Source organism: Staphylococcus sp. acrmy (genome assembly GCF_022690565.1).
Taxonomy (GTDB): Bacteria; Bacillota; Bacilli; order Staphylococcales; family Staphylococcaceae; genus Staphylococcus; species Staphylococcus caledonicus.
In genome coordinates this window covers 137,794-163,644 of sequence record NZ_JALCVE010000004.1, presented here as the reverse complement: position 1 = coordinate 163,644, position 25,851 = coordinate 137,794, and the positions used below count along the sequence as shown (strand labels likewise).

The 25,851-nt window shown below is 33.2% G+C and carries 28 protein-coding genes and 2 pseudogenes; 7 read left to right on the top strand and 23 right to left on the bottom strand.

Annotated elements, in window-relative coordinates:
* Positions 1–81: 81 nt before the first annotated feature.
* The 7 genes from FH144_RS05790 to FH144_RS05760 form a co-directional block, all read right to left on the bottom strand.
* On the bottom strand, positions 82–432 hold the full coding sequence (locus FH144_RS05790; RefSeq protein WP_242314343.1) for a transcriptional regulator, SarA/Rot family: 351 nt from the start codon (positions 430–432) through the stop codon (positions 82–84).
* 333 nt (positions 433–765) lie between these two features.
* The gene (moaA, locus tag FH144_RS05785; protein ID WP_242314341.1) at positions 766–1,788 is read right to left on the bottom strand and encodes a GTP 3',8-cyclase MoaA; all 1,023 of its coding nucleotides are present in this window, start codon (positions 1,786–1,788) and stop codon (positions 766–768) included.
* Between the two features lie 14 nt (positions 1,789–1,802).
* Positions 1,803–2,408, bottom strand: coding sequence for a molybdenum cofactor guanylyltransferase MobA (mobA, locus tag FH144_RS05780; RefSeq protein WP_242314340.1), 606 nt, complete (start codon positions 2,406–2,408; stop codon positions 1,803–1,805).
* 7 nt (positions 2,409–2,415) lie between these two features.
* Positions 2,416–2,649, bottom strand: coding sequence for a molybdopterin converting factor subunit 1 (moaD, locus tag FH144_RS05775; protein ID WP_107506640.1), 234 nt, complete (start codon positions 2,647–2,649; stop codon positions 2,416–2,418).
* A 1-nt stretch (position 2,650) separates the two neighbouring features.
* The gene (locus tag FH144_RS05770) at positions 2,651–3,100 is read right to left on the bottom strand and encodes a molybdenum cofactor biosynthesis protein MoaE (RefSeq protein ID WP_242314338.1); all 450 of its coding nucleotides are present in this window, start codon (positions 3,098–3,100) and stop codon (positions 2,651–2,653) included.
* A gap of 6 nt (positions 3,101–3,106) precedes the next feature.
* Positions 3,107–3,577 (bottom strand): molybdopterin-guanine dinucleotide biosynthesis protein B, encoded by a 471-nt coding sequence (mobB, locus tag FH144_RS05765; RefSeq protein WP_242314335.1) that lies wholly within the window; start codon positions 3,575–3,577, stop codon positions 3,107–3,109.
* Positions 3,574–4,833 (bottom strand): molybdopterin molybdotransferase MoeA, encoded by a 1,260-nt coding sequence (locus FH144_RS05760; protein ID WP_242314334.1) that lies wholly within the window; start codon positions 4,831–4,833, stop codon positions 3,574–3,576. Before FH144_RS05760 ends, mobB begins: the two co-directional genes overlap by 4 nt.
* 92 nt (positions 4,834–4,925) lie before the next feature.
* On the opposite strand from FH144_RS05760, the gene moaC reads away from it, so the two are divergent.
* A complete protein-coding gene (gene moaC, locus FH144_RS05755) occupies positions 4,926–5,408 on the top strand; it encodes a cyclic pyranopterin monophosphate synthase MoaC (RefSeq protein ID WP_242314332.1) in 483 nt (160 codons plus the stop codon).
* A 108-nt stretch (positions 5,409–5,516) separates the two neighbouring features.
* On the opposite strand, the gene FH144_RS05750 is transcribed toward moaC, so the two are convergent.
* The 5 genes from FH144_RS05750 to modA all read right to left on the bottom strand — a co-directional run bounded on the left by FH144_RS05750 (position 5,517) and on the right by modA (position 9,271).
* Positions 5,517–6,023 carry a MogA/MoaB family molybdenum cofactor biosynthesis protein gene (locus tag FH144_RS05750; protein ID WP_242314330.1) on the bottom strand — a complete coding sequence of 169 codons (507 nt, stop codon included), beginning with the start codon at positions 6,021–6,023 and terminating at the stop codon, positions 5,517–5,519.
* A 14-nt stretch (positions 6,024–6,037) separates the two neighbouring features.
* The gene (locus tag FH144_RS05745) at positions 6,038–7,042 is read right to left on the bottom strand and encodes a ThiF family adenylyltransferase (RefSeq protein WP_242314328.1); all 1,005 of its coding nucleotides are present in this window, start codon (positions 7,040–7,042) and stop codon (positions 6,038–6,040) included.
* Positions 7,043–7,182: 140 nt separating this feature from the next.
* Positions 7,183–7,788 carry an ATP-binding cassette domain-containing protein gene (locus tag FH144_RS05740; RefSeq protein WP_107506647.1) on the bottom strand — a complete coding sequence of 202 codons (606 nt, stop codon included), beginning with the start codon at positions 7,786–7,788 and terminating at the stop codon, positions 7,183–7,185.
* Positions 7,789–8,460 carry a molybdate ABC transporter permease subunit gene (gene modB, locus FH144_RS05735; RefSeq protein ID WP_107506648.1) on the bottom strand — a complete coding sequence of 224 codons (672 nt, stop codon included), beginning with the start codon at positions 8,458–8,460 and terminating at the stop codon, positions 7,789–7,791. It abuts the gene before it with no gap.
* 13 nt (positions 8,461–8,473) lie between these two features.
* A complete protein-coding gene (modA, locus tag FH144_RS05730) occupies positions 8,474–9,271 on the bottom strand; it encodes a molybdate ABC transporter substrate-binding protein (RefSeq protein WP_242314326.1) in 798 nt (265 codons plus the stop codon).
* 203 nt (positions 9,272–9,474) lie between these two features.
* Between modA and fdhD the strand changes: the two genes are divergently transcribed.
* Entirely contained in the window at positions 9,475–10,278 is an 804-nt protein-coding gene (gene fdhD, locus FH144_RS05725) for a formate dehydrogenase accessory sulfurtransferase FdhD (protein ID WP_242314324.1), read from the top strand.
* A 525-nt stretch (positions 10,279–10,803) separates the two neighbouring features.
* Here the strand turns inward: fdhD and FH144_RS05720 are convergent.
* The 9 genes and pseudogenes from FH144_RS05720 to FH144_RS05680 all read right to left on the bottom strand — a co-directional run bounded on the left by FH144_RS05720 (position 10,804) and on the right by FH144_RS05680 (position 18,583).
* Entirely contained in the window at positions 10,804–11,568 is a 765-nt protein-coding gene (locus FH144_RS05720) for a GNAT family N-acetyltransferase (protein ID WP_242314322.1), read from the bottom strand.
* Positions 11,569–11,603: 35 nt separating this feature from the next.
* On the bottom strand, positions 11,604–12,152 hold the full coding sequence (locus FH144_RS05715; RefSeq protein WP_242314320.1) for a biotin transporter BioY: 549 nt from the start codon (positions 12,150–12,152) through the stop codon (positions 11,604–11,606).
* 73 nt (positions 12,153–12,225) lie between these two features.
* On the bottom strand, positions 12,226–13,167 hold the full coding sequence (locus tag FH144_RS05710; RefSeq protein WP_242314318.1) for a nucleoside hydrolase: 942 nt from the start codon (positions 13,165–13,167) through the stop codon (positions 12,226–12,228).
* Positions 13,168–13,283: 116 nt separating this feature from the next.
* A pseudogene (locus FH144_RS05705) lies at positions 13,284–14,210 on the bottom strand (ABC transporter substrate-binding protein).
* 165 nt (positions 14,211–14,375) lie between these two features.
* Complete coding sequence (locus FH144_RS05700) at positions 14,376–15,518, bottom strand: acyl-CoA dehydrogenase family protein (RefSeq protein ID WP_242314433.1); 1,143 nt, start codon at positions 15,516–15,518, stop codon at positions 14,376–14,378.
* A 165-nt stretch (positions 15,519–15,683) separates the two neighbouring features.
* Positions 15,684–16,028 (bottom strand): annotated as a pseudogene (locus FH144_RS05695) (transcriptional regulator, SarA/Rot family).
* Between the two features lie 280 nt (positions 16,029–16,308).
* Positions 16,309–16,632 (bottom strand): PH domain-containing protein, encoded by a 324-nt coding sequence (locus FH144_RS05690; protein WP_107506656.1) that lies wholly within the window; start codon positions 16,630–16,632, stop codon positions 16,309–16,311.
* Between the two features lie 20 nt (positions 16,633–16,652).
* Positions 16,653–17,456, bottom strand: coding sequence for a transcriptional regulator, SarA/Rot family (locus FH144_RS05685; protein WP_242314316.1), 804 nt, complete (start codon positions 17,454–17,456; stop codon positions 16,653–16,655).
* Positions 17,457–17,731: 275 nt separating this feature from the next.
* On the bottom strand, positions 17,732–18,583 hold the full coding sequence (locus FH144_RS05680) for a helix-turn-helix transcriptional regulator (protein ID WP_242314314.1): 852 nt from the start codon (positions 18,581–18,583) through the stop codon (positions 17,732–17,734).
* Between the two features lie 709 nt (positions 18,584–19,292).
* Between FH144_RS05680 and FH144_RS05675 the strand changes: the two genes are divergently transcribed.
* A complete protein-coding gene (locus FH144_RS05675) occupies positions 19,293–20,057 on the top strand; it encodes a CHAP domain-containing protein (protein WP_242314312.1) in 765 nt (254 codons plus the stop codon).
* Positions 20,058–20,590: 533 nt separating this feature from the next.
* Here FH144_RS05675 and nhaC read toward each other — a convergent pair.
* Complete coding sequence (gene nhaC, locus FH144_RS05670) at positions 20,591–21,976, bottom strand: Na+/H+ antiporter NhaC (RefSeq protein WP_242314310.1); 1,386 nt, start codon at positions 21,974–21,976, stop codon at positions 20,591–20,593.
* A gap of 110 nt (positions 21,977–22,086) precedes the next feature.
* Positions 22,087–23,157, bottom strand: coding sequence for an NAD/NADP-dependent octopine/nopaline dehydrogenase family protein (locus tag FH144_RS05665; RefSeq protein ID WP_107506661.1), 1,071 nt, complete (start codon positions 23,155–23,157; stop codon positions 22,087–22,089).
* A gap of 445 nt (positions 23,158–23,602) precedes the next feature.
* Here FH144_RS05665 and FH144_RS05660 point away from each other — a divergent pair, with 445 nt between their 5' ends.
* The 4 genes from FH144_RS05660 (at position 23,603) to FH144_RS05645 (ending at position 25,820) form a co-directional block, all read left to right on the top strand.
* Positions 23,603–24,031, top strand: a complete 429-nt coding sequence (locus FH144_RS05660) for a magnetosome magnetite crystal formation protein family (RefSeq protein WP_242314308.1) — start codon at positions 23,603–23,605, stop codon at positions 24,029–24,031.
* A gap of 314 nt (positions 24,032–24,345) precedes the next feature.
* Entirely contained in the window at positions 24,346–25,032 is a 687-nt protein-coding gene (locus tag FH144_RS05655; RefSeq protein WP_107506663.1) for a CHAP domain-containing protein, read from the top strand.
* 142 nt (positions 25,033–25,174) lie between these two features.
* Entirely contained in the window at positions 25,175–25,504 is a 330-nt protein-coding gene (locus tag FH144_RS05650) for a DMT family transporter (protein WP_242314306.1), read from the top strand.
* A gap of 1 nt (position 25,505) precedes the next feature.
* Entirely contained in the window at positions 25,506–25,820 is a 315-nt protein-coding gene (locus FH144_RS05645; protein WP_198612078.1) for a DMT family transporter, read from the top strand.
* The last annotated feature ends 31 nt before the right edge of the window (positions 25,821–25,851 follow it).

Below are 25,851 nucleotides of genomic sequence, written 5' to 3'. Positions count from 1 at the left end.
AATTACCTCTAAGCCTTTATTTCGGGACTAAAACATTAATGATTTGTGCTCTGGGAAACCGATATACGGTGTCCCAACCTCTTAATTCGCAATACTAATTGCTTCAATTTCACTTTTCATTTTATCTAATAATTGTTGTTGTGCGACATTGTAGAAGTAAAATACTTGTCGTTCATCAGTTTCAGAACGTATTTTTGAAATCAATTCTTTTTTATAAATTTTACGGATGATAACATCGATTTTACTTGTATCCCATAACATTTCAAAATGTAATGTGTCACGTAATTCTTTACCACTGATTTTTTTACTTTCATAAACTTTGAACAGAACTACAAATTCTTCGATAGAAATTTTATAAGATGATTTTAACCAGTGTTTCAATTGACTTAATTCTCTTTCAGCTTCAATAAATCGTTGTACTTTATTATCCATAATAACAATCCTCCAATGTTGATTCTAAGATGTGGTATTTGAATTATCAGTTAAAATTACTTAATGAAATTATATAACAGAAGTACAATTTAATCTATTAAAAATTTTATTTTATCTCAGATTATTATTTAATCTGCCTCATTATTTTCATAAAATAGCTCCCTTTTATACATTCATATACTTAAACCATAGTTTTTACCAAGATATTTAGAGCTTATTGATTAATAATTATATTTAACTGATGACACACTAAAAAAGCTATAACACAGTATAGGATTAAGGAATATTTCAATTCCTCATCCACCGAGTTATAGCTATAAAATATATTTTTTCTTAACCGCCAATATAATTCATATTAATCTTCTTACGCTGACGGTTTTTAACTGTTTGTTCAGTACGTTCGTCTGAATATCTATCATCTCTTATGTTCCATAAACTAATCAACTGCGCTCTTAATTCTTCATCAGTCACGCCTGAACGTATAAAGGATTTAATATTGAAACCTTCTACCGTACTAAATAGACAACCATAAAATTTACCATCCGAAGATAGACGTGCACGTGTGCATGTCGAACAAAACGACGCAGACACACTAGTAATTAAACCAAACTTCGCTCCATTATCTTTATGTTTATAATATTTAGCTACTTCACCAAAGTATTTCGGCGCGACTGGCTCGATATCAAAGTGTTTTTCAATAAGCTCCAACATTTCATCTTTTGTGACGACTTTACTAAAGTCCCAACCGTTATCATTGCCGACGTCCATAAACTCTATAAATCGTATTTCAATATTTTTTTCTTTAAAATACTCTATCATTGGAAGTATTTGATCATCATTAACTCCCTTTTGAATTACCACATTCACTTTAACATGAAATCCAATTGATACAGCATAATCAATTTGGTCTAGAATCGTAGAAGCTTTAATATTACGATTATTGATTGCTTGAAAGACTTCATCGTCAATGGCATCTAAACTCACATTGATACGACGTAAACCAGCATCATATAAGTTTTGACCATGTTTTTTTAATAATAAACCGTTAGTGGTCATTCCAATATCTTCGATGCCTTTAATTTTACTAAGTTCAGCAATGAGTTGATATAAATTACGTCTTAATAATGGTTCTCCACCAGTAATACGTAACTTTTTAACTCCTAGTTCAGCATAGACTTTTGCGATTCTTACCATTTCATCAAATGTTAATAATTCATCTTTAGGGAGAAATACAAAATCGTCGCCAAAAATTTCTTTAGGCATACAGTAATCACATCTGAAATTACAACGGTCTGTTACAGATATACGTAAATCACGGATCGGTCGGCCTAATTTATCTTTGATTAGTGCTACCATAAACGCGGGCCTCCTTAATTATTAATCTGTTGTTTTAAAGAGTCCAAATCATGTTGGTAGTTAATGTTCTTATACCAATACTCAGGTGATTGAATATCCTTAACATCCAGACATCTCGTCGTTACTTGTTGATAAACATGTTTTAAGCTATAATCATCTGAATCTAATGCATCTTGCATAATTTCTAAGATGTAAGGACTGTAAAATGCGATCGTTGGTATAACTTTTTCATTTTCCGAAAAAGCAGCAATATCGATTTGGTCTTCTATTAATCTGGAAACCATAAATTGATATAGTGCGCTAATTGCCTTTCCGGTAATCATCGGTGTGTCCACAGATACGACGAAGAAGAGCTCTTCATCACTATAACGTTTCATAACCGTATAGATACCTGCTAAAGGACCCTTATCTTTGTTATATGAATCATCTATCACTATATTATTGTAGTCAAATTGGTCAGCAAGCTGATCATTTGTACTAATAATAATTTCATTGAACATATTTGTCGCTTCTAAGGTTTGTATAATTCGTTGATAGAACATTTGTCCATCAATCTTGGCAAAGGCTTTCGCTTCTCCAAATCGTTGCGAATGGCCTCCCGCTAAAATAATTGCTTTCATTTCCCAATTAACCCCCGCTTACTGGTGGAATCAATGCAACCACATCAGTTGGTTGTATGATATCCTCTTTTTGTACGAATTCTTCATTGACTGCCACTTGAAACTTTTTATTGCTAATTGAGGGGTGGCGTTCAAATAACGCTTTTTTAAACGATTCAACATCCATATTTTCTTTAATATCAATATTTTCAGAGTTAGTTTGCAGTATTTCTTTAATTTCTGCAAAGTACATTACCTTCACTCTAGACATCTCCTTTAGTAGCTTGCTCGTGGTTGCCCCGTTGATGACCCTGCCATTCTGATCCATCTTCCCAAATTTCTTTCTTCCATATAGGTACAACTTCTTTAATACGCTCAATCGCATATTCATTAGCACGATATGCATCTTTACGATGAGGCGATGATACTGCAATCAATACTGCAATATCTGAAATTTGAAGCGGCCCTATTCGGTGAACAATTGTTGTACTCGTGCCAGGCCAGCGTTCTTGAATTTCATCGCCAATTTGAGCGAGTTTCTTCTCAGCCATCGGTATATACGCTTCATATTCTAAATACTCAGTTTTAACGCCTTTCGTCCACTCTCTTACATGTCCGGTAAAGACTACTACAGCGCCTTGATGCTCATTTATAGTAAAATCTCGATACTGTTCTGTTTGAATCGGTTCAGTAACAATTTCGAATTGCTTCATTATATGTCAGTCCTTTTGTTCAATCCAATCTGTTAGCCATTTCTCATAATTTGCTAGAGCATTTTCTTCTTGAAAATGATAACAAAAACGCACATGAGATAATTGCTTTAATTGCTTTAATTCCTCTTGTGTACGGTAAACAACCACTTTATCGAAATCTTCATTCTTAAAGCCTTCAATTAAAATGATATTACATGTTATTGTAACAGATTCGTCAATAATCTGAGTAAGGTTTTGTTTATGGGTTCTAGTTACCGTTTGTTGCAAAGAGTTACCTTGCACGATACTTTGATCCGCGCCAGCTTGAAAATGTTTCATATGATCGACATCATTATCTTGTAGTTCAATATCCTGACCATCATGTCCATGATGTTTAATAGTAGCTACCGTAAAACTTTTAGATTTTAAAAATTGGACCGTATGTTCCATTAACGTAGTCTTGCCAGAATTTTTAAAACCTACGATTTGTAAAATCATAGCGACATATCCTCTTCAAAAGCATTGGATTCAGTTAGAATCACATTTACTGTATGTCCTGCTTTAAATCCACGTGTGCCTCCAGGTAACATAATCATTGCATTACTATGCGCAATCGCTACTACAGCACCAGATTTATTAAATCCTGATGGTACCACCGTCGCACCACTTTGTGAAAATGAAGCATGAGCTCTAATAAAGCGTGTAAAAGGATTAGCTTTAGTGAAGTCTTCCATCAACGTTGCTTTAACAACTTGTGGGTAAAAGGCTGTCGCCCCCATCATATGTTTAACAGCTGGTTTTACAAATAGTTCAAATCCTGTAAAACATGCGGACGGATTGCCAGATAAGCCGAATAGATATTGGTCATTAGCTACGGCTACTGTTGTAACACTACCAGGACGCATAGCTACTTTATTAAATAAGACGTCTGCATCTACAGCTTTATAAATTTCTGGTAAATAGTCAAAATCACCTACAGAGACACCACCAGTTGTAATCACGATTTCATGTTTAGCCATAGCGTCTTTGACTACGTCGATACTACTTTGTAAATCGTCTTGTTGTATTTTATAAGCTTCTACTTCTAAACCGAATTTCTCAGCTAATGCCTTAATCATAGGTCCATTAGAGTTACGGATTTTACCTGGCTCTAATTCATCATGCACATCTAGCAATTCACTACCTGTGGCAATAATGGCTACACTTGGTTTTTGAACTACTGGCACTTCAGTATATCCATAAGTGGCCAATACTGCTATAGCTCCTGGGTTAATAGTTTGTCCTTTTTTCAAGACGATGTCACCCGTCGTCGTTTCTTCACCTTTAAGTGAGACATTTTCATATTCTTCAAAAGGTTTACGTATCGTAAAGGTATCTCCACTTTCAACTGTTTGTTCAAACATAACTACCGCATCTGCGCCTTCTGGAATTTGAGCACCAGTCATAATACGTACTGCTTCATTTTTACCTAATGTTTTGTCTGACACGGAACCTGCGCCAATATGATCAATGACCGTGAATTGCTTACGGTTCTCGGCATATGCGCCTGCTGAATCAACACTTCGAATAGCAAAACCATCATAGGGTGATTTATTAAAACGTGGAATATCATAAGTTGCCTCAATATCTTGCGCTAAAATGTAACCTAGACTATCTTCAAGGTTAACTTTAGTTTCACCCATAAAAATAGATTGTTTCACTACACGTTGAATCGCTTCTTTAACTGGGATTGGATTTCTTTTTTCCACTGCCATTTTATCAACTCCATTTTTATAATAAAAAATCATGATATACTAACAAAAGTGCTTAAAAGTTCTGATTAACTTTATGTTTGAGGAGGAATATGATGTCTGAATTTACTCATATTAATGAACAAGGTAATGCGAAAATGGTCGATGTATCAGATAAAAACGTTACAAAACGTACTGCACAAGCGCATTCTAGCATTACAGTTAATGACACAATTTATCGTCAAATTCTTGATAATACTAACAAAAAAGGTAATGTATTAAATACCGCACAAATTGCCGGTATTATGGCTGCTAAAAATACTTCAACTATTATTCCTATGTGTCATCCCTTACCATTAACTGGGATTGATGTCACATTTTCTTGGGAAAAGAACGAAGATAGTACCTACACATTAAATATTACAGCTATTGTCTCTACTACAGGTAAGACAGGCGTTGAAATGGAAGCATTAACTGCTGCATCTGCCACTGCCCTAACTGTCTACGATATGACAAAAGCTATCGATAAAGGTATGATTATCGGTCAAACTTATCTCGAGTCTAAATCAGGAGGCAAGTCTGGCGACTATCAACGCTAATGTAGTTTACAAATGAACATAACGTTTCTATATTAAATATAATAGTCATGGCGCCAAAACTTCAATTAGGGAAATCTATAATTGTAGTTCTAGCTCATGACTATTTTTCTATTTATTCAATTCATATACCATATGGTTAAGTTCAGGTTTAATTAACTTTTCCACCGCAAGTTTTACTGCACCCGTAGAGCCCGGCAATGTGAAGATAAGCTTATTCATCACTGTTCCCGCTATAGCTCTTGATAATAATGATTTAGTCCCTACATCTTCCGTATAGCTTAAATATCTGAATAACTCTCCAAAGCCTTCGATTTCTTTATCTAATAATGGACGCACTGCTTCAATAGTAATATCTTTTTGAGAGATACCTGTACCGCCTGTTGTAATAATTACGTCAATCTCAGAAGCGAGCCATGTTTCAATTTGCGATTTTATAGCTTCTTTATTATCTTTAACGATAGCATAATGTTCATTGCCTATTTCAATATTCATATCTTGTAATAGCGATTGAACGAGTTGGCCACCTTTATCATTGTCTTTATCACGTGTATCGGAAATTGTTAGTACAGCACATCGAATATTTCTATCTACTTTTTCATGTTCATGTTGATGCATTTAAACCACTCCTCTTATCCGAATAATTGATTAATTAAATTTATAGCCTCTGATGTTTGAGTCGTGCCATGTACGAGTATACGCCCACCTTGAAATGCTACAAGTCGATATCCTTTATACTCAAACATCAACATATATTTATTCTCGCGATACTTAAGTTGATGTTGATGCAAGAAATCACGAATCATTTCCTGGGTAATATTTGGGTTATCATACTGTACTGTATCTCTACCACATAATGTCGCATATAATGTATGATTATGCTTTAAATGCGGAAAAGTTGGATGAGACCCACACGTTGGACAATCTTCTCTATGCATACGGCTAAATCCAAACGTATAGTGGTCGCCTTCCCAAATATCACCATATGTGAGTTTTGTAGGAATTACATTGTCAGTAAGCAATTTAAGCGCATCACGTAATTGAAAACTCGTCGTCATTATGACGGCAGGTTGAATGACCCCAACTGTATCGCACGTCATATTAATTGTAGGAAGTTGTGGCATTAAACAGTTGAAACAAGGTGTTTCTCCTGGAATAAACGTTGCTTCAATGTAAGTACTTTGAACCACACCCCCATATATCCATGGAATGTGCTCTTTGTATGAAAAATCATTGATGAGTTGTCGTGTGTCAAAATTATCTGTCGCATCAATAATGACATCGACGCCTTTTCCATAATTCTCTAAAAAATAATAATCTACGTGGGCGATATGCGCATAAATGTCAACGTCATGCCTGATTTGTTCTAAATGATGTTTAGCCGTCATCACTTTAGGCGACATTTGATTGGCGTCATCTTCAGTAAATAACGTTTGGCGTTGTAAGTTACTATACTCAATATAGTCTCTATCTACGATGGTTAATCTTTTAATGCCTGCACGTACTAGTCCTTCGGCAACGTGAGTCCCTAAAGCGCCCATCCCAACTATTAATACATGTTTCTGTTCTATCTTTTCTTGTCCTAGAGTACCAATTCCTTTAAATAAGGTTTGTCTTGAATAACGCCCTGTAGTCATAACACATGCCCTTTCTCATCTCTTCTCAATTAGTCTTATTATATCTAAAAAAAGACTTGAACAAAATCAAACGATTCGACAAAGACAAGCGTCATTTTAATCGAATCGTTTGATAGTCTATATTTTTATTTTTCGTTTATTTAACCAAGTTTGATAATTTTATCTGCTAGTACTTCCGCTTCAAAATTAGAATGCGTTACGAAGACAATTGGAATTGACCATTCTTTGAAAATACGTTTGACCAATTTAATACCTTCATCTCTTGTCGCATCATCTAAACTTGAAAATGGTTCATCTAAAAGTATTAAATCAGGTTTTGTACTCAACGTACGTGCTAATGCTACACGTTGAGATTCGCCACCAGATAACGTTACTGGATATTGATCCATTAAATGACCAATGTTTAATTGTTCTGCTAATTCATCTATATGACTAGAATGCTTTGCCATAAATGTAATATTCTTGCGCACTGTCATATTCGGAAATAATTGATAGTCTTGGAACAAATACCCAATTCTTCGTTCTTGAATTTTAACGTTAATTTTATTTTCAGTATCAAGTAATAAATGATCATTGATTTTGATATAGGCTTTATCAGGTTGACGAAGCCCCGCAATCATATTCAACACTGTCGTCTTGCCTATACCTGAAGGCCCACGAATGGCATATATTTTAGGAGTAGTATCATTGATATCAATATCTATAAACGTCTTTTTTAATTGATATTGTAATTTAAGTCTTAACATCTACTCTACTTCCTGTGATTTATCCCGATTCGCGAAATTTAATACGCCGATAACGGTAATTGAAAATGCTACTAACACAAGAACCCATAGCCAAGCTTGATTTTCTCTTCCTTGTTCAACTAAGAAATAAATTTCAAGTGGTAACGTGTTGGTTTTATTTGGTATATAACCTGCGACCATTAATGTAGCACCAAATTCACCGATAGCACGGGCAAAACTCATCATAATACCGGCAATAATTGACCGTTTAGATAAAGGTAATATCAGACGGTAAAAAATTTTATTCTCACTTGCCCCCATGGTACGAGCAGTATTTAACATCTTAGGGTTAATATTTCTAAATCCTTGAATCGTGTGCTGATACATTAACGGAAAACTAACAATGACAGATGCAATTACTGCACCTGTCATCGTAAATACTACTGGTAGATGTAGTATGTTTCCAAAGAATTGTCCTACAACACTTCTAGGAGAAAATATAATAAGTAGAATAAACCCTAGTACCGTTGGCGGTAGAACAATGGGTAATAGTATAAAACTTTCAAGGAGTTTAGTTAGATGCCCTTTACCTTTATATAGTAATCGACAAATAAAAATGCCTAAGATTGAAACGATAATTGTACTGATAATGGCTACTTTGATCGATATCCAAAAAGGTGTTAAATCAGGCATAGGTTAAACCTCCTTATGCATCAAAATGATATTCTTCAAGAATGTCTTCTGCTTTGTCTGATTTTAAGAAATCCATCCACTCTTTCGCTAATTTCTTATCAGAAGTAGCGCCTGCTTCATAAGTAATTGGTTTTTTAAGTTCAGCTTCTTTAATTTCATTTACTTTATCTGTTTTTTTGTTACCAGTGTATAAATCAGTTTTATATACAAAGCCCATATCGGCATTGCCTTTTTCCACGTAATTTAACACTTGTTTAACATCTTTTGCATAAACTAATTTATCTTTTACGTCGTTGTATAAGTTTTGATCTTCAAGATATTGTTTAGCGTATTTACCTGCTGGTACAGTTTTCACTTCACCAATCGCTAATTTTTCATCATCTTTTAAATCTTTAACTGAAGATTCATTACCATTTTTATCTCCAACTAATACAAGTTCATTATGCGCATATTTATATGTATCATGTGCTTTATCTTTATCTTTTAACATGTCTACATCTTTTGTATTTGCTGACATAAAGACATCTGCTGGAGCACCTTTTTCAATTTGTTGTCTTAATGCACCTGAGCCACCATAGTTAAAAGTGACATCCACATTTTTATGATCTTTTTTAAATTCTTTTTCTAATGCTTTACTTACATCACCTAAGCTAGCTGCAGCTGAGATTTGTAATTCTTGTTTTTTATCACTATCTTTACTACTTGAGTCAGATGATTTTTTATTATCATCACTGCCCCCACCTGAGTTTGAACAACCTGCTAACACAACTGCTGATGTTGCAAGTACCGCTAAAGAACGTTTAAATTTCATTCCACAAATACCTCCTTTTATATATACTAAATTATACACTTTTCAAAATTTTTTAAAAGCCAATATTCAACATTTTTCATTAAATTTTAAATTTATAATTTGAAAATAAACATGCACACGAGTTAATTTTAAAAACTTAATCTTTTCATTATTACTAGATAAGTTTTACTATAGTAATATATATTCTTAAAGGAGACAGACGTATGGATAAAGATGTGTTACAGGGACAAACCATTGTACGCTATGAAGACGGCCAATTGTTTGAAACTGAAGATAGCTATGTAACTGAATTTCCATTAACGATAATGGTCAACGGTACAGAATTTGCTACCGTCATTTGTAGCCCTACCCATATGGAAGAATTAGTTATTGGTTTTTTAGCTTCTGAGGGTGCCATTTTCAAAAAAGAAGAAATAAAATCCATACAGATTGATGATAGTAAGGGGTTTGCGCATGTAGAGTTAACTAAAGACTTAGGAGATCGATTTGAATACTCTACGAAACGTATGATTGCATCTTGTTGTGGGAAAAGCCGTGAATTCTACTTTCATAATGATGCGGCGATTGCTAAAACATCAATGTCAAAGATTACATTAACGCCGAGACAAGTGCTTAATATAATGACTGGTCTACAAAGTGCTAGTACATTGTTTAAACAAACGGGTGGTTTGCACAATGCAGCGATTAGCGATGGCGATGATTTTTTTGAACATAGACAAGATATAGGACGCCACAACGCATTAGATAAGCTATATGGTTTCTGTATTCAACGACATATCCCTGTGCGAAATAAAGTTCTAATATTTAGTGGTCGCATTTCATCTGAAATATTACTTAAAGCAGCTAAAATTGGTGTAGGTGTGATTCTATCTAAATCAGCTCCTACTACATTAGCGATTACCCTTGCGAACGATTTGAACATTACAGCAATTGGCTTTATTCGAGATGGTAACTTTAATGTTTATAGCCATCCCGAACGTATAAAAGGAAGCGAGACTGAAATCTAGGAAGCGAGACGAAATCTAATGTAATTTCTAAGATTTCGTAGTCCCGCCCCGGCAAGGTTGGCTAGAAATGAAGAAAGTGAGACTCGAACGCATCTTCATTTCAGACAACTACTGCCCAATGATACAAAAAACTAGGGAGTGAAGGTAAAACCATGAAAAAAAAGAAAAATCATGAAGGAAAGATTAATTTTTTATTATCAATCCCTGATTTTTTTAGTAGTACATTTAAAATAATTAAAAATCTACTCACTTAAATACATATATCGGTTGTGGAGATTTAAATAGAAGTTTCTATTAGTAGTGTGAGTTGTGTCGTATTATAGTTTTTATACATAAGACACCTCGTTAATTTAGTTTTAGTGATGTTGATTAAATTATACGAAAGTGTCTTATTTTTTAATTGTTTTAACGTAAAATTACATGTATATAACGTAGTATTAATTTAAAAGAAGCGTAGAGGCGATTCATAATTGAATCATCTCTACGCTATTGTTTTGGGATTGATGTCCCAGACATTTTTATAATTTACACAATATTTTCTTTTACAATGTGGTAGATAAAACTTTGATAAGTATACCCTTGTTTTAGGTACATATCTTTGGCAGTATCTTCACCATCAGCTACAAGAATGACCGGACGTTGTCCAGCTAGATCGCCTACATAAGATTGCATTGTAGTACCAATGCCTTGATGTTGATAAGACTCAAGCACGCCAAAACTATCAATCTCAACTGTATTTTCTGTTTCTATAACATCTACTGTCCCTACTGCTTTATCATCCAAATAAGCAAGTAACTTCAGTGTAACGTCTTCCTTGTTTAGTATACTTTGTCTCGCTAAGTTAACGCTCTCTATGGCAAATTCCTCTCCATAAGGTAACGCAAATGAATAATAGATATTTAAATAATCTTCTATATTCTGCTCATTCACTACTTTAATGACTATGTCTTCTCTCTTAGGTAGCGTAGCTAATTGAACCCCTTCGATAATGTAAAATTCTAATATCCCCAATTGGAATCCTTCATCTTTAAATAATTTAAACCATGTTTCATCGAGACTTTGATTTTCAGGAAAAGTAAACGCTAAATGATTAGAATGTTGTTGTTGATGCAATTGTAACTGTTGAGTCATATCTTCATACCATTGTGCTATGGTAGGAATCTTTTTATAAACCCACTTATTAGTGTCGTATTTTAATGGCTCAGAAGAAGTGAGATAAATTATTTTTCTCTCATCTTCTGAGTACAAATGTCCTTCTTGATAAATATTATGGATTGAGATACTAGCCATGTGATTATCCCCCTGGCTATTCAAATTTAATACCTTTATTGTATCAAATTTTTAAAGCGAGAGTGGTTTAACATTGTTGCCCCTATTAAACTAGCAATAATGCCTTTAACAATATCGCCAGGCATGAATGTTAATGATAAAACAATAGCTTTACTTACAGGTATATGTATAATGAAGCCCATAATAATTGTACCAACAATGTCTAATAGCAATATACCAACGACTAATGTTGCTACAAATAAAATTGTAAAGTTGATTCTATCAAGATAACGATCTCTAACTAATCCAATGAGATAAGCTACTACAGGATATAAGAATAGGAAACCAGCTGAAGGTCCTGCAAACACGCCAATTCCTCCACGTCCCCCTGATAAGACAGGTAAACCAGTAGCTGCTAATAATAAGAATACTATGACACTAAGTGCGCCATATTTTCTTCCTAGGATAATACCCGCTAGAAAAATACCAATGTTTTGTAAAACAATCGGTACGGGCATGATAGGTAATGGAATACTTGGCACCAAACCTAAAACACAAATAATCGCTGTCATCAATGCTGTATAAACTAAATTTCTTGTACTCATGTTGTATCCTCCTTCTACGAAAATGATTATACCACTATTGTAAACTTACGTGAATAAAAAGTTTACATTTAATTTAAGATTTAACTTTTTTAGCCAAATCTGTAATATAACGGAAGAAATCATCTCTGTTTACACCGTTAACTACATTGATTGATCGACCATCTTCTTTAATAAATGTACGTCCTTGACTTGGACCATCATTCTCAACATCTACATTCAGTTGAATAGATTGCACTAATTCAGGCTTACCTACATATGCTGTAGTGAGTACATCCCATAAGAAGTATGTGGAATTAGTTACAAAATGAGTAAGTGGAGGTACAGCAGCATAACTTACACCTAGGAAATCCACCCCTATATATTGACGTTCATTTGCCCACATTTGGCGAATATCTAGGGTTAGTGGCACTTGATTCGTACTTTCTAAGGCAATCATTTCAATCTCTATTGGACTATCAAATACTATTTTTACTGCTTCTGGATCCCAAAAGGCATTCCATTCGGCTGTACCATCATGTTCTGGTTCTTCTACATTACCTTTTTCCAAAAATGTACCACCCATCCACACAAGTTTATGAATATTTTGCGTAATGCTCGGGTCTATCGTAAGTGCTTTAGCTAAATCTGTAAGTGGGCCAGTAAATAATAAAGTGACTTTCTCATCACTTTCGGTTAAAACTTTAATAATATCTTCATAAGCTTCCAATTGGCTTATGGCAGACTGACGATTCATTGTGGATTCATTTAAGATAGGTAAGGCGTCCATAAAGAAAGCGTGCATTCTCCATTCTTTTGGAAAAGGATTTCGTCCACGTTCACGAGATGCGGCTACCTTAAGAGACAAATTTGAGAAACGATTAATAATTTTACTTGATGCACTGACTGAAGGTTCGACATAACAATCGGCACCAATTGTACTCACACCAATTAAGTCGACATCTTCCATATGTAATAATAAAAAGAGTGAAATTAAATCATCCACTCCACCGTCGTGATTAAAATAAACTTTCTTCATTGTTTATCCTCCTAGTTACTCTCAATGACTTGATATAAAAAGAGCTATGATTACATTGTACATAATCATAGCTCAATAGCGTATTAAAATTGATATTCGTTTTAAATTCTACCTAATTATTTACTAGCTTTAATTAATTTGTCTTTTAAGTCTTTTCTCATGAAGTCAAGAGTATAAGGATCATTGTACCAGTATGTTTCAGCTTTAACTTCAACTACACGATCATTTTGAACTGCTGGTAAGTTTTTCCAAATATTAGTTGTTTCATAACTTGGTTTAGATTTACCTTCACCAGTTGATACGATGTAATCACCAGCTACGTCATCTACTTTTTCTTGACTTACTTCAGCCCAACCTTCTTTTTTAACTAAATCTTGTTGGCCTTTAGGCATATTTAAACCGAATGCTTGATATAAAACTTCTCCACCACGGCCCCAGTTGTCGCCGTATGTGTATAATTTTTTATCGAATTCGTCAAAGATTGATACAGTTGAATCTTTACCAATTGCATTTTTGATTTCTTTGCCGTCTTTTTCAGCTTATTTTTTCCATTTTTCTTCCCATTTTTTAACTTCGTCTTCTTTACCTAAAATTTTACCTAACATTTCTTGTTGTTCTAAGTATTTATGTTTACCGTAATCAACAACGATTGTTGGTGCAATTTTTTGGTATTTTTTAATATTTTTATCAGTAGAATAAACGATAATTAAATCTGGTTTTTTCTTAGTTACTTTTTCTACGTCTTCGTCACCGATTTTAGTAGTATCTTTAAATTTATCTTTTAAAATTGGGCTTTGATCAACTTGTTTGTTAACTGCTACGATGTTAGCGCCTAATTTATGTAAACCACCTGCAAACGTAGGTGCTACTACTGCAATACGTTGAGGATCTTTAGGAATTTTAATTGACTTACCACTATCTAATTTATATGACTTTGTTTCTTCTTTTGAATCTGATTTATTTGAATCACCTGAACCACCGTTATTGCCACATGCAGCTAACACGATGATTAAAGCAATCAATGGAAAAATTAACTTTTTCATAACATCCTCCTATTGAAAACGATTATCAATTTCATCAAAATTATACATGAAGCAATTGATATTTACAATAGAATTTTTAAATATTTAAAAAATAAAAAATTAGTCTCATAACAATAAACAGATGAGACTAATTAATAAATTTCAATATATTTTTAGTTGTTAGGTTTAAAACAGCTCTAATACTGATTTTGCAATATTAGTGTAAGCAGCGTCTTCCATTGGAGGATTGTGTAAACCTGCGCGCATATCGCGATAATAACGTTGTAATGGACGTTCCATCTCTAAACTTTTCGCTCCAACAATTCGCATAGCTAAATCTATGACTGTTAATCCTTGATTCATTACAAGGACCTTACTGGCTGCGGTCTCGTTCCAGACGTTAGGATTATCTTCATTAGTTTGATAGCCTTTAGCAGTACTCCATAAGAAATGACGTGCTGAAAGTAATAATGATTCCATTTTACCAACATTTTGTTGCACAGTGGGAAGATTGGCAATAGTTCCTTCAATACTATTTGGACCATAGCTTTTAGCAAATTCCACTGCATAATCTCTTGCTGCTTGTGCTATACCTAAATACGTGCTTGGAATGTGTAATATCCAGCCATTAGGTTGAGGTTTACGCTTTCCTTCTACGAAATACTCATCTGGTACAATCACATCATTTAATACTAAATCATGACTTTCTGTGGCTCTCATGCCAATCATATTCCAATTATCAGCTATTTCTACGCCTTTGAATTCACGAGGTACTAAGAAGAAACCTACTTCTTCGAGTTCCTCAACGTAAGCAGCCACGATATAGTGCGTGAGTGCTTTACTCATTGAGGTAAATGTTTTAACTCCGTTTAATTGATAGCCCTTTTCCGTTTTAACGGCATGTGTTGCAGGTCGGCCGCCACGTGTAGGACTTCCTGTATCCGCTTCGCTTACCGCTCTATTAACAAGTGCGCCATTTTTAATTTCTTCGGCAAATTGATCAAGCATTTCTTGTTGCCACATATTTTGCTCATATAATTGGCCTACCACGCTTAAATGCCAACCAATTGAAAGCGCAGTCGCTCCATCAATTGATCCCAAGTAACTTTGTAAAACTACCATATCTTCAATCGTAGCGCCTTCTCCTCCGTATTCAACCGGAAGTGTTAGTAAACTATAGCCTTCTTTAACAAGCCATTCGATATTTTCAAATGGAAATGTTGAATGTAAATCATTATATTCTGCTCTTTCTTTAAAAGTATCTTCAATTGTTTTAAATTTCTCAATCCACTTTTTTTGTAACTCACTATTAATTAAAAATAAATCTATCACTTACATCACCTATTCATTATCTTAGTTATTTATTCTTAGTTTACCACTCAACATTTATAAGTTAAAGAATGCCACTTATAACTATAGCCAAATAAAAAAGTCTTAAGTTTAAGAGAATTTCATCCTCAACTTAAGACTGGGTGTAAGTAGATTACTCGTTGATTATTTAATATATTTTTCAAGATCAGCAATCAACTTATTAATTTTTTCACGTTGCTCATCAGTAACGTAAACAATAACAATTCTTTCATCTCTAATACTACGTTATTTTGATAATAATTGTAAATCTTTCAATTTTTGTAATGCTTTAGTTAAGTAATAAGGTTTAAACTCTGAATACGTTGCGATTTCTTTCGAAGTTATTTCATTTGTTTTACTTCTAGCTATGTAATTTAAAATATAAATCTCTTCATAATTTAAATTATACTTCTTTTTAGTATCCTTGAAGAATTTCTTAACTTGGAATGTTGCATTAACTAAATCATTAATATCTTTAATTTGTCCCATATTCTAAACCACTCCTCCGATGTACGTCTTGTTGCTACAAGGTTCGTGTACTATTTACTACTAACTAAAGATTTCTAATGCTATAAAATTTATTTTATAATATTTAAGTATAATATTTCAATGTTTTTATGAACTTAAAATGATATTACATAATAAAAACACGTTGACTAAATTAAATTATACTTAATCAATTAATCTTCAATACTAAAAAAATGAAATAAAAAACTAGGAAGTTTGTCGCTATTTATTACATCGTACAAACATTCCTAGTTATATATCGTTATTTAATTTTTGCTTCTACATATTCAACAAAAGTTTTAACATCTTCTGTTTGAATTTGTTTCATCGGTACCTTGCCAATATTAAAAGTAAATGTAATATTTTGGCCATCATACTCAATAGCTTCTACTTCATTATAAGGGATATTTCTATAATAAAATTGTCCATTCATATCCACATTCATTATTAAACGTTCTGAAGTCGCAATGAAGGCACCTTCAAATTCGCTTTGCCCTTGTACACTGTATTCAATCATTCCTAATACAGAGGGTCCTTTTTGTTCAGTTGGGAATAAATCATCAGGATTTACATTATCTAAAATCATATTTTGATACTCCTTATTGTCTATGTTATAAAAATTGATTTCATTTCCGCTTGAAACTCATTGTAACATTCAGCAAATAAGCTTTCTGTTTTATTGAGTTGAGACTCTAAAAATTTTATATACACCATGCGTTCATCTTCTGGCTTTCTATATTTTATTATATACCCTTTTTGATATAAACCATTAAGAATTGAATTGATGCAAATTAAATAGTGATGTGAAAAGGCCTGAAATGCTTTTAAAGAACTCACTTCTTGATGGGTAGTTAGTTTTCCTAATACAAATATTTCATCTAATGTTAAATCAAACCGTTCCCCCACTAATTTAACTCGATTTAATGCTTGATAAACAATAGTAATATAAGAAAGTTCTACTAAAATTTTAAAATCTTCATGCTTATTGAGGTATCTTACTTTTAACAATTCTTCAACTTCACAAAATAATATTTGTAATTTTTCTTGATATTGCGCAATGGGAAGAATTAATATCCTTCTTTGATCCACCTCATCACGCAATTTAATAATCCATTTTAAATGGTAAAGTTGTTCTAAATGATAGCGCACATTTCTTTTAGATAATTCCACTTTTTTAATTAAGTCTTCAATATAAATACCTTGATGTTGTACTTGGTAATAGTTGATGATTTCATTTAGTATCATTAAATGTTCAAGATTTAGATTATGTGTGTACTTTAATATTGCGTTAATAGCTTTTGAGAACATCAAATAAAATAAGAGTGTTTCAATCTTCTTTTTATTCATAATACTTGCCACCTCATGTCCTAACTTAATGCTTCCTTTAAGCATCGTTTTAAAGATAGACATTTTGGTATTGTAGCATTTTTAAATATCATTATCTTCACATATAAGTATTAATTAGATGAGAGTATCAATACTATCTAATATGAATAACGCTTTGTTTAACAACATCACACTCAACTTTTTATCTTATATGTTTAGGACAAAACATCCGATTTAAACACTCTCGAACAATGGAACAATGATTCTTCACTATTCGAAATTCATAATAATTGTTGAAACCTTAATTTAGTGAACTATTAATCTCTTTTGAAAAGTACAAAGAATCCATTTTCCATTTTCTAATAATAATTACTTTTAGCTTCGGCTATTAACAATTGTGCTTCCTTATCAAATGGAATTTCTATCGTTTCTGAACTATTATAATGTATAAGTTGCTTATTCTTCCTAATTTGCCCCGGCGTTGCGCCATATTTGTTATTAAATAAAGCAATGAATCGTGGGTAATGATTAAATTCATGGTCGAAGGCAATATCTTGAATTAGCGCATTCGTTTTTAATATGTCTATCAAACATAATTTCAATCTCACATCATTGATATACTGAGTAATATTATTGTATGGCGTATGATATTTTATAGCCTCGCTCACTTCTTTTACAGACATATTCAAAGAATTTGCAAGTTCTTGCCTATTAATTTTTTGAGCATGATGTTCAATAATATATTCATGCATTTCATCGATTAACGTATTTTCCAATTTATAACTATCCCGACGTTTACGTTGAATATAGCCTAACTCTACGCACAAGTGTTTCACTAATTTATCTTTAATATGCAATATATGCGGTTTCCGACTTTCAAATTCAAGTAAATTTATAATAAATGGTTCTAACTGTCTTCTTTCAATTGATGAAAATTTATGCCCGTTTAATCTAATGTAATCATCAGCAAATTTTAAATAATCTTTAAAGGCTATTTCAATCAATACTACAAAAGAATCCTCTTCACCATCAATTGAGTATAAGTCATTTAACATGACAAACATCAAATCGCTAGACTTCATTTGAAATTTGTCTAAGTTTAAATTAACTACGCCTGAACCTTTTAACCAATAGATTAATTTTATATTCGATTCCTTTTGCCTACTTATCTTTATATTTTTTAAAAGTTTTACCGAAAAGTTATCAATCATACGTACGTCCTCTCACTTTATAATATATAAAGACATGACATAAATAGAAATAGAGTTACCTCCCCAATAACTTCTTTAGCTATTCTGAGGATGAGACATTAATAGTTATACTCTTAAAAATTGATAAACTTTGTCTCAACCTCATTCTTCCTCGAATGTCTATCTTCATATATAATTGTATGTTTTCTTTCGGCATTACCAGTAGCAAATTTTTGACTAATTATATCACTTTATTACCTTATTCAAATAAAATTATATATATAGCGCACTTAAAACATCACTTTTGGCAAAAATAGTATACGCTTTTTTACCTAGTTCATATTTGATTTTAACCACGAGTAGCACATAAATGTGTTTTATATGTAAAAATATCGCACAAAATATATGATTTTTATAGTTATTTCTTCAGAAATAAAGTTTGCTATTTTTTTACAATAAGATTACAAAGAAATGAGTATTCTTTTCATAATAATCTCCAAACATTGATATATCAATGTTTTTTAAAATTACAAAACATTACTAAAAGTATGTATGTCAAAACATAATATTAGCAAAAAATTACAAAATGATAACAACGCCCACAAACTCAAATTTTTTTGATAAAGTATGTTTTGTCGTTAAGAAACATTGAAACAAGGGACTCAAGGGTCATCAAATGACTATTAAATAATAAATAGAAATTAATTTAATTCTCAGGAGGATATTTACAATGAAAAAAATCGCTACAGCTACAATCGCTACTGCAGGAGTTGCTACAATCGCTATCGCTGGACATGGTCACGAAGCTCACGCAGCTGAACAAGGTTATAACCCAAATGATCCAACATCTTATAGCTATTCTTACACTATCGACCAACAAGGTAATTACCATTACACTTGGAAAGGTAACTGGAGCCCTGATCAAGTAAATCACTCTAGTCAATCAAATTATTCAAACAACAACTACAGTAATAATAATTACAACAACTACAATTCAAATTATTCATATAGCTACAACAATAACAATAATACTCAATCATATAATTCAAATGCACAACGTACTGGTGGCATGGGTGCTAGTTACTCAACTTCAGATCGTAACATCAAAGTAACAACTACAACTGCACCATCATCACGTTCAAATGGCGTATCAATTTCTAACTCTGCAAGCTCAGGTAGTAATTTATACACTAGTGGTCAATGTACTTACTATGCATACGAAAGAGCTGGCAGTAAAATTGGTTCAACTTGGGGCAACGCTAATAACTGGGCAAACGCTGCTGCAGCTTCAGGTTACACTGTAAACAACTCACCTTCAGCTGGTGCTATTTTACAAACTTCTCAAGGTGCATACGGTCACGTTGCATACGTTGAAAGTGTTGGTAGTGACGGTTCAGTTACAGTATCAGAAATGAACTATGGTCACGGTGTAGGTGTTGTTACTTCACGTACAATCTCAGCTAGCCAAGCTTCATCATACAACTACATTCACTAATATGAACTTATAATATATTTTAAATAAACTTTACTTCCGCAAACCGTTTCATTTAACAATGAGATGGTTTGCGTTTTTTTTATTAGAGAGCAGTGACAGTAATCTAGGGAGTGGGACACTAATGTAATTTCAAAGATTTCGTAGTCCCACCCCGGTAATATTGTCTAGAAATGAAGAAAGTGTGGCTCAAACGCATTTTCATTTCGGATAACTACTGCAAAAAATAAGAGACTAAACCATTTTTATGTTAATGGCTTAGTCTCTTATTCTAATCTAGCTATATTCTTACAATAAATTTATTATTTCATGATTGAGTTATATCTATTAAACTTGTTGTTAATAAATTCATTTACTCATCGTTCATGGATTCAATTCTCGCTACAAAAATTGAATCCACTACTTTTGAATATTTCGAGGATATTTACAGTTAAAACCTTATAGGGATAAATATCATCGCTACAATAATATCTATTTACTGTTCTAACATATAAATATATTTCTTTTTTATACATAAATTAAACATAAAATTATAATTAATTTGATTTTTTACGAATTCCTATACCTGTAAAGCCGTAAAAGACTGCTAATATGGCACATAAATAACATGGCACTGCCCAAATAAAGAATTGATTTACTGATACACCTAATTGTTGCGTATAATAAATACCTGATGTTCCCCATGGTATAAGTGGAAGCACCATTGTACTTGAATCTTCTAGTGTACGTGAAAGATTGCTTCGATCTAAATTCATATCTTCAAACATGTCTTTCATCAATACGCCAACCATGATAATAACAATTGAAGCGACACCAGCAGCAAAGACCATCATTAAACAACATGCGACTGTTATTAATATCAATGTCCCTACTGACTTCACGCCTTTAGCTACTGTTTGTAACATCACATCTAGACATCCAGATTTTTCCACTATTCCAGCAAACGCATAACCACAGAAAATCGTTACAAGAATCTCCGTCATACTCATCATTCCGCCTTGTTCTAACAGCGTTTTAGCATTATCTGAGATATGAGTATGGCCAGTCATAGCAGGTGTAAAACCATTAAATGTCGCTTTAAAACCATCTACAATATTAAATTGGTGAGCGAACGTCCCAATAACGATAGCCGTTATACTCGAAGCCAACATTGAAGGCACGGTTGACACTTTACATACTAAACATATAACAATAACAATTAACGGTATCCATACCCAGAAATTTAGATGATAGATACTTGATAATTCATCGAGCAAATGATTAATTTGCTTTGAATCTACACTTCCTTTAGATCTTAGACCAGCAAAGAACCAGACTACTAGTCCAATAATAGAAGCGGGTATAGTTGTCCACATCATTGCTCTAATATGAGAAAAGATATTTACCTTAGTCACTAAAGCAGCTAAGTTGGTTGTGTCAGATAAGGGTGACATTTTATCGCCAAACACTGCACCAGAGATAATAGCGCCGGCTGCCATCCCTAAATCGACATTTAATTGGCCAGCGATGGATATTAGCGCAATACCTGCCGTAGAGGCAGAACCCCAAGCTGTACCTGTCGCAAGACTACATATAGCTGAAATAATAAATGCTGAAACTAAGAAATAGTGTGGGTTTAAAAATTTCAATCCGTAATAAATAAGCGCCGGCACGGTACCTGAGTACATCCAACTACCTACAATAATCCCAACGGCTAAAATAATAAATATAGCAGGCATAGCTGTAGTTAAGCGTTTCGTAATACCTTCTTCTAAATCTTCCCATTTCAGTCCTACTCGTACTGCTATAAATGCAGCATAAGCAGAAGAAATAAGGAGCAATACTTGAATAGGTATATCAAAAATAATAAATCCCGTTGTTACAACAATTACCATTACAATGATAGTGGAGATAGCCTCCAAAAATGTTGGTGTTCTTTTCATACACAAGCTCCCTTCCCCTTATTTGATACAAGACCTCTTTTCTTTAATAAATAGTTATTGTTCGATTGATAGTGTTAAATTTTCGTAATCTAGTATCTTACCTGACTAGTTTATTCTAGTCCTAGCTTTTCAAGACCAAGTTCTTCAACTGTAAGTCCTTCTTCGAAAAAGTCACGTTCTAAAATCGTTGAAGCAATCATAATCACTGCATCAATATTCGGTGTCTCCACGTCAATTGCACGTCCTAAACTAGACCATAGTACAAGTCCGTAAGCGATATCTTCAGTTAAATAACGATTTTGTACGGAATTAGGACCAGGAATTTGTGAAAATACTGGACTTGTATTAAACAAACGATTTAATGGTTCATCTTCGTCTTTACGTTCTAAATAGCCACGTTGTATACGGGCTTCTTTCGCTGTTAATAATTCAAATCCTAATTTACGACCAAGTGTTAGACGTTCTAACTCAATAGCGTGTAGTAATCTCACTGTATGTTTCGTAATTCCCTCTTTGTACAATGCAAATGAATCGGCATAATCAATACGGCCAACGTTTAATAATGTTGGTCCTGGATGAACTTCAGGGTTACCATTTTCAAGATTCGTCTTCCATAAATTTTCTTCTTTCACTAGATAAGGATAAATTTGACTAACTTTTTCGAAACTGTCACTTAATTCTTTTTTATTAAAAGTAGAGAAGAAGACTTTACGAACATTTAAAGATAAGTCTACACGTGCTTCGTTAAAATCAACACGTGTGCCGTAAGTTAACGTGTTCGCTTCAGCAAATTTTGGACTGACATCTACGCGACGATCATCAAGTACGTTCATGAAACGAATAGAAGCCATTGCAGCGGCTATATTAAAGAAGATGAGTTGGTCATCAGTAATATGTTCAGCCATAATTTCTGCATAATATTCTATATATGAAGACGGGATAACTACTTGTACAATCTCCGCATCTTTAAGAACGTATTCAATATCATCACTGACATCAGTGAAAGGAACAAATTTTTCTTCTCCTTCATTATTAAAATCGAATCCACCTTTTTCTAAAGCGGTATTGAACTTTTTAATGGAAGAATTTCGGCAATATAATTTAACTTCGTGTCCTTGATCTACCATGTCTACTGCTGCTGTAACAGCACCATTACCTGAACCTATAACTGCTATTTTCATACTAATAACTCCTTTATCTTTTTCTATCATAGAGATGTCATAATTATCTTAATTAAAAGAACTCAAAGTAATTGAAACTGTAGATTTCTATTTCATCCCCTTGAGCGATATAAAGAATAACACGTTTAAAATCAGATTCATTACTTGTTCTAATAATTTCATAAATAAAGGAAGCGAGACAGAAATCTAAATAATTTAAAAGATTTCGTAGTCTCGCCCCGACAAAAATCAACTAGAAATAGAGGTTGGGACACCGTTTATTAGTTTTCTAGAGCACCAAATACACATGCCCCACTCTGCATTAATATCTTGATAATATATATCCAAATTCCCTTAATAATAAACACTTGTGTGTGAACTAGTTCAATTTTAGAAACTAGGCTAACGTTCTTTGGAGAAGTTTGTTATATTAAGGATGAATGATAATAAAAAAAGGAGTGTTCTCATGCAAGAACAATATAATGATTCGCAGCGTACTGAAATTATGAGAGATAATGAACAAGATGCACGTTTAATGTCTATGTTGATATTTTTATTAGGCTTCTTTACTTCTATTATTGGTCCGATTATTATTTGGGCTATCAAGCGTAATGATTCACGTTTAATTGATAAAGCTGGTAAGAATTACTTCAATATGCTCATTTCATACTTTATTTGGAATGTCGTACTCGGATTATGTTTTATTCCTGTTTATCTTGGATTCTTATTTAATAATGATGCCCTTAGTATTATTTGCGTCATCTTATTAATCATTCTTTTTATAGCAGTATTTGTACTTTCAATTCTTTATTTTATTTTCCACATCGTCGCTTGTGTTAAGTATTTTGGTGGAAAAGAATATGTGGTACCGCTATCAATTCGCTTTTTCAAATAAATCGATTGGCACCTATTGTTACAAACTGTTGTAACAATAAACATTTAAAATTTACTGTATGATATTAGATTAATGTAGAAACCATGCATTAATCACGTATTGTTACAGCCTGTAACCTTGGACGCTCTATTATTACGGAGTTGTTCAAGGGTTTTGTATTTCATTTACGAAATCGTAACATTGCACACACCTCTCAATTAATTTGCTAAAGTATGAGTTGTCGTTGGGAGCGACAGTTAATGAAACATAATAACTATTCAACATTTCGCTAAACAAACCAGTGTTGAATACAAATTTTGGGAGGACTTATTACTATGAAAAAAATAATTACAATTTCAACTTTAACAGCAGGTATTGGTATTTCAGCATTAGGTATTAATGCTAATCATGCAGATGCTGCAGAATATAATCATGCACCACAACCTCAAGGACAACATCATGGCGCACAACAACAAGGCCAATTTATGCCACAAGGTTATCATCATTCAAATCAACAATGGAATCCTCAATTCAACCATCATTCAAGAGGATATCAACAAACTCAATTTAAACAACAATCGTTTAACTCAAATACAACTGCGACTAGTACTCAGTCAACTAGTTCATCATCAAACACAAGTGAAACAACTTCATCTTCTACAACATCTACATCAACTCAAACAACTTCATCTACATCTGGTAATTTATACACTGCCGGTCAATGTACTTGGTATGTATATGACAGAGTTGGAGGTAGTATTGGTAGTACTTGGGGTAATGCTAATAACTGGGCTAGCGCTGCACAATCAGCCGGCTATACGGTAGATAATAACCCAGAAGAAGGATCAATTATGCAATCTTCTGCCGGAACTTATGGTCACGTGGCTTATGTAGAAAGTGTGAATGACGATGGTTCTATCACTGTTTCAGAAATGAACTATAATGGTGGCCCATACGTTAAAGACACACGTACGATTTCCGCTTCACAAGCAAGTTCTTTTAATTACATCCATTTATCATAATGATTTAAAGAGGGAGTGTTCTCAGACATCTTTGCAAGTCTAATAGATGTCTGTTACCACTCTCTCTTATTTGTTTACGTTGCGCAAGATGACCTCTTTTGAGAAAATACTTATATTAGACTTTTAAAATGGAGGTATAGTCATGCAATGGCTTAAAGTTGTGTTGGCGGGACTTGTAGAAGTGGTATGGGTTACTGGTTTAAACAACGCCCATAATATTATAACGTGGTTATTCACACTTATTTTCATAGCATTAAGCTTTTATTTAATGCTTTCTGCCTCTAAATATTTACCTGTAGGCACTGTCTATGCCGTCTTTGTAGGTATAGGTGCGGCAGGAACTGTAATCGTTGATATGATATTTTTCAACCAGCCGTTTACTTTTTCAAAAATTTCCCTTCTCTTATTACTTCTTATCGGAATCATTGGTTTAAAACTGTCTACTAATGATGATGTTGAAGGAGGTCATTAATATGGCTTGGTTATTTCTTATAGTCGCTGGCTTATTTGAAGTGTTAGGCGTTATTTTATTAAATGAATTATCTCGAACAAAAAAACGTTTCTATATCGTCTTAATGGCTATAACATTTGTTCTTAGTTTCAGTACATTAAAAGTAGCAATGAATACTATACCAATGGGTACTGCTTATGCAATATGGACAGGTATTGGAACAGCTGGTGGTGCCATCATAGGTATGATATTTTATAGAGAATCAACTCATTTTAGTCGGCTATTTTTTATTTTCCTTATAATCGTCTCAGTAATAGGCTTAAGACTTATTCAATAAAACTGATAACAATTTAATTTGTATACGCTTA

What these genes read in the sequence shown, in the direction of transcription:
- FH144_RS05790 (WP_242314343.1), bottom strand. Translation starts at nt 432, where the DNA reads ATGGATAATAAAGTACAACGATTTATTGAAGCTGAAAGAGAATTAAGT.
- moaA (WP_242314341.1), bottom strand. Translation starts at nt 1,788, where the DNA reads ATGGTAGCACTAATCAAAGATAAATTAGGCCGACCGATCCGTGATTTA.
- mobA (WP_242314340.1), bottom strand. Translation starts at nt 2,408, where the DNA reads ATGAAAGCAATTATTTTAGCGGGAGGCCATTCGCAACGATTTGGAGAA.
- FH144_RS05770 (WP_242314338.1), bottom strand. Translation starts at nt 3,100, where the DNA reads ATGAAGCAATTCGAAATTGTTACTGAACCGATTCAAACAGAACAGTAT.
- mobB (WP_242314335.1), bottom strand. Translation starts at nt 3,577, where the DNA reads ATGATTTTACAAATCGTAGGTTTTAAAAATTCTGGCAAGACTACGTTA.
- FH144_RS05760 (WP_242314334.1), bottom strand. Translation starts at nt 4,833, where the DNA reads ATGGCAGTGGAAAAAAGAAATCCAATCCCAGTTAAAGAAGCGATTCAA.
- moaC (WP_242314332.1), top strand. Translation starts at nt 4,926, where the DNA reads ATGTCTGAATTTACTCATATTAATGAACAAGGTAATGCGAAAATGGTC.
- FH144_RS05750 (WP_242314330.1), bottom strand. Translation starts at nt 6,023, where the DNA reads ATGCATCAACATGAACATGAAAAAGTAGATAGAAATATTCGATGTGCT.
- FH144_RS05745 (WP_242314328.1), bottom strand. Translation starts at nt 7,042, where the DNA reads ATGACTACAGGGCGTTATTCAAGACAAACCTTATTTAAAGGAATTGGT.
- FH144_RS05740 (WP_107506647.1), bottom strand. Translation starts at nt 7,788, where the DNA reads ATGTTAAGACTTAAATTACAATATCAATTAAAAAAGACGTTTATAGAT.
- modB (WP_107506648.1), bottom strand. Translation starts at nt 8,460, where the DNA reads ATGCCTGATTTAACACCTTTTTGGATATCGATCAAAGTAGCCATTATC.
- modA (WP_242314326.1), bottom strand. Translation starts at nt 9,271, where the DNA reads ATGAAATTTAAACGTTCTTTAGCGGTACTTGCAACATCAGCAGTTGTG.
- fdhD (WP_242314324.1), top strand. Translation starts at nt 9,475, where the DNA reads ATGGATAAAGATGTGTTACAGGGACAAACCATTGTACGCTATGAAGAC.
- FH144_RS05720 (WP_242314322.1), bottom strand. Translation starts at nt 11,568, where the DNA reads ATGGCTAGTATCTCAATCCATAATATTTATCAAGAAGGACATTTGTAC.
- FH144_RS05715 (WP_242314320.1), bottom strand. Translation starts at nt 12,152, where the DNA reads ATGAGTACAAGAAATTTAGTTTATACAGCATTGATGACAGCGATTATT.
- FH144_RS05710 (WP_242314318.1), bottom strand. Translation starts at nt 13,167, where the DNA reads ATGAAGAAAGTTTATTTTAATCACGACGGTGGAGTGGATGATTTAATT.
- FH144_RS05690 (WP_107506656.1), bottom strand. Translation starts at nt 16,632, where the DNA reads ATGATTTTAGATAATGTAAATCCTGATGATTTATTCCCAACTGAACAA.
- FH144_RS05685 (WP_242314316.1), bottom strand. Translation starts at nt 17,456, where the DNA reads ATGTCTATCTTTAAAACGATGCTTAAAGGAAGCATTAAGTTAGGACAT.
- FH144_RS05680 (WP_242314314.1), bottom strand. Translation starts at nt 18,583, where the DNA reads ATGATTGATAACTTTTCGGTAAAACTTTTAAAAAATATAAAGATAAGT.
- FH144_RS05675 (WP_242314312.1), top strand. Translation starts at nt 19,293, where the DNA reads ATGAAAAAAATCGCTACAGCTACAATCGCTACTGCAGGAGTTGCTACA.
- nhaC (WP_242314310.1), bottom strand. Translation starts at nt 21,976, where the DNA reads ATGAAAAGAACACCAACATTTTTGGAGGCTATCTCCACTATCATTGTA.
- FH144_RS05665 (WP_107506661.1), bottom strand. Translation starts at nt 23,157, where the DNA reads ATGAAAATAGCAGTTATAGGTTCAGGTAATGGTGCTGTTACAGCAGCA.
- FH144_RS05660 (WP_242314308.1), top strand. Translation starts at nt 23,603, where the DNA reads ATGCAAGAACAATATAATGATTCGCAGCGTACTGAAATTATGAGAGAT.
- FH144_RS05655 (WP_107506663.1), top strand. Translation starts at nt 24,346, where the DNA reads ATGAAAAAAATAATTACAATTTCAACTTTAACAGCAGGTATTGGTATT.
- FH144_RS05650 (WP_242314306.1), top strand. Translation starts at nt 25,175, where the DNA reads ATGCAATGGCTTAAAGTTGTGTTGGCGGGACTTGTAGAAGTGGTATGG.
- FH144_RS05645 (WP_198612078.1), top strand. Translation starts at nt 25,506, where the DNA reads ATGGCTTGGTTATTTCTTATAGTCGCTGGCTTATTTGAAGTGTTAGGC.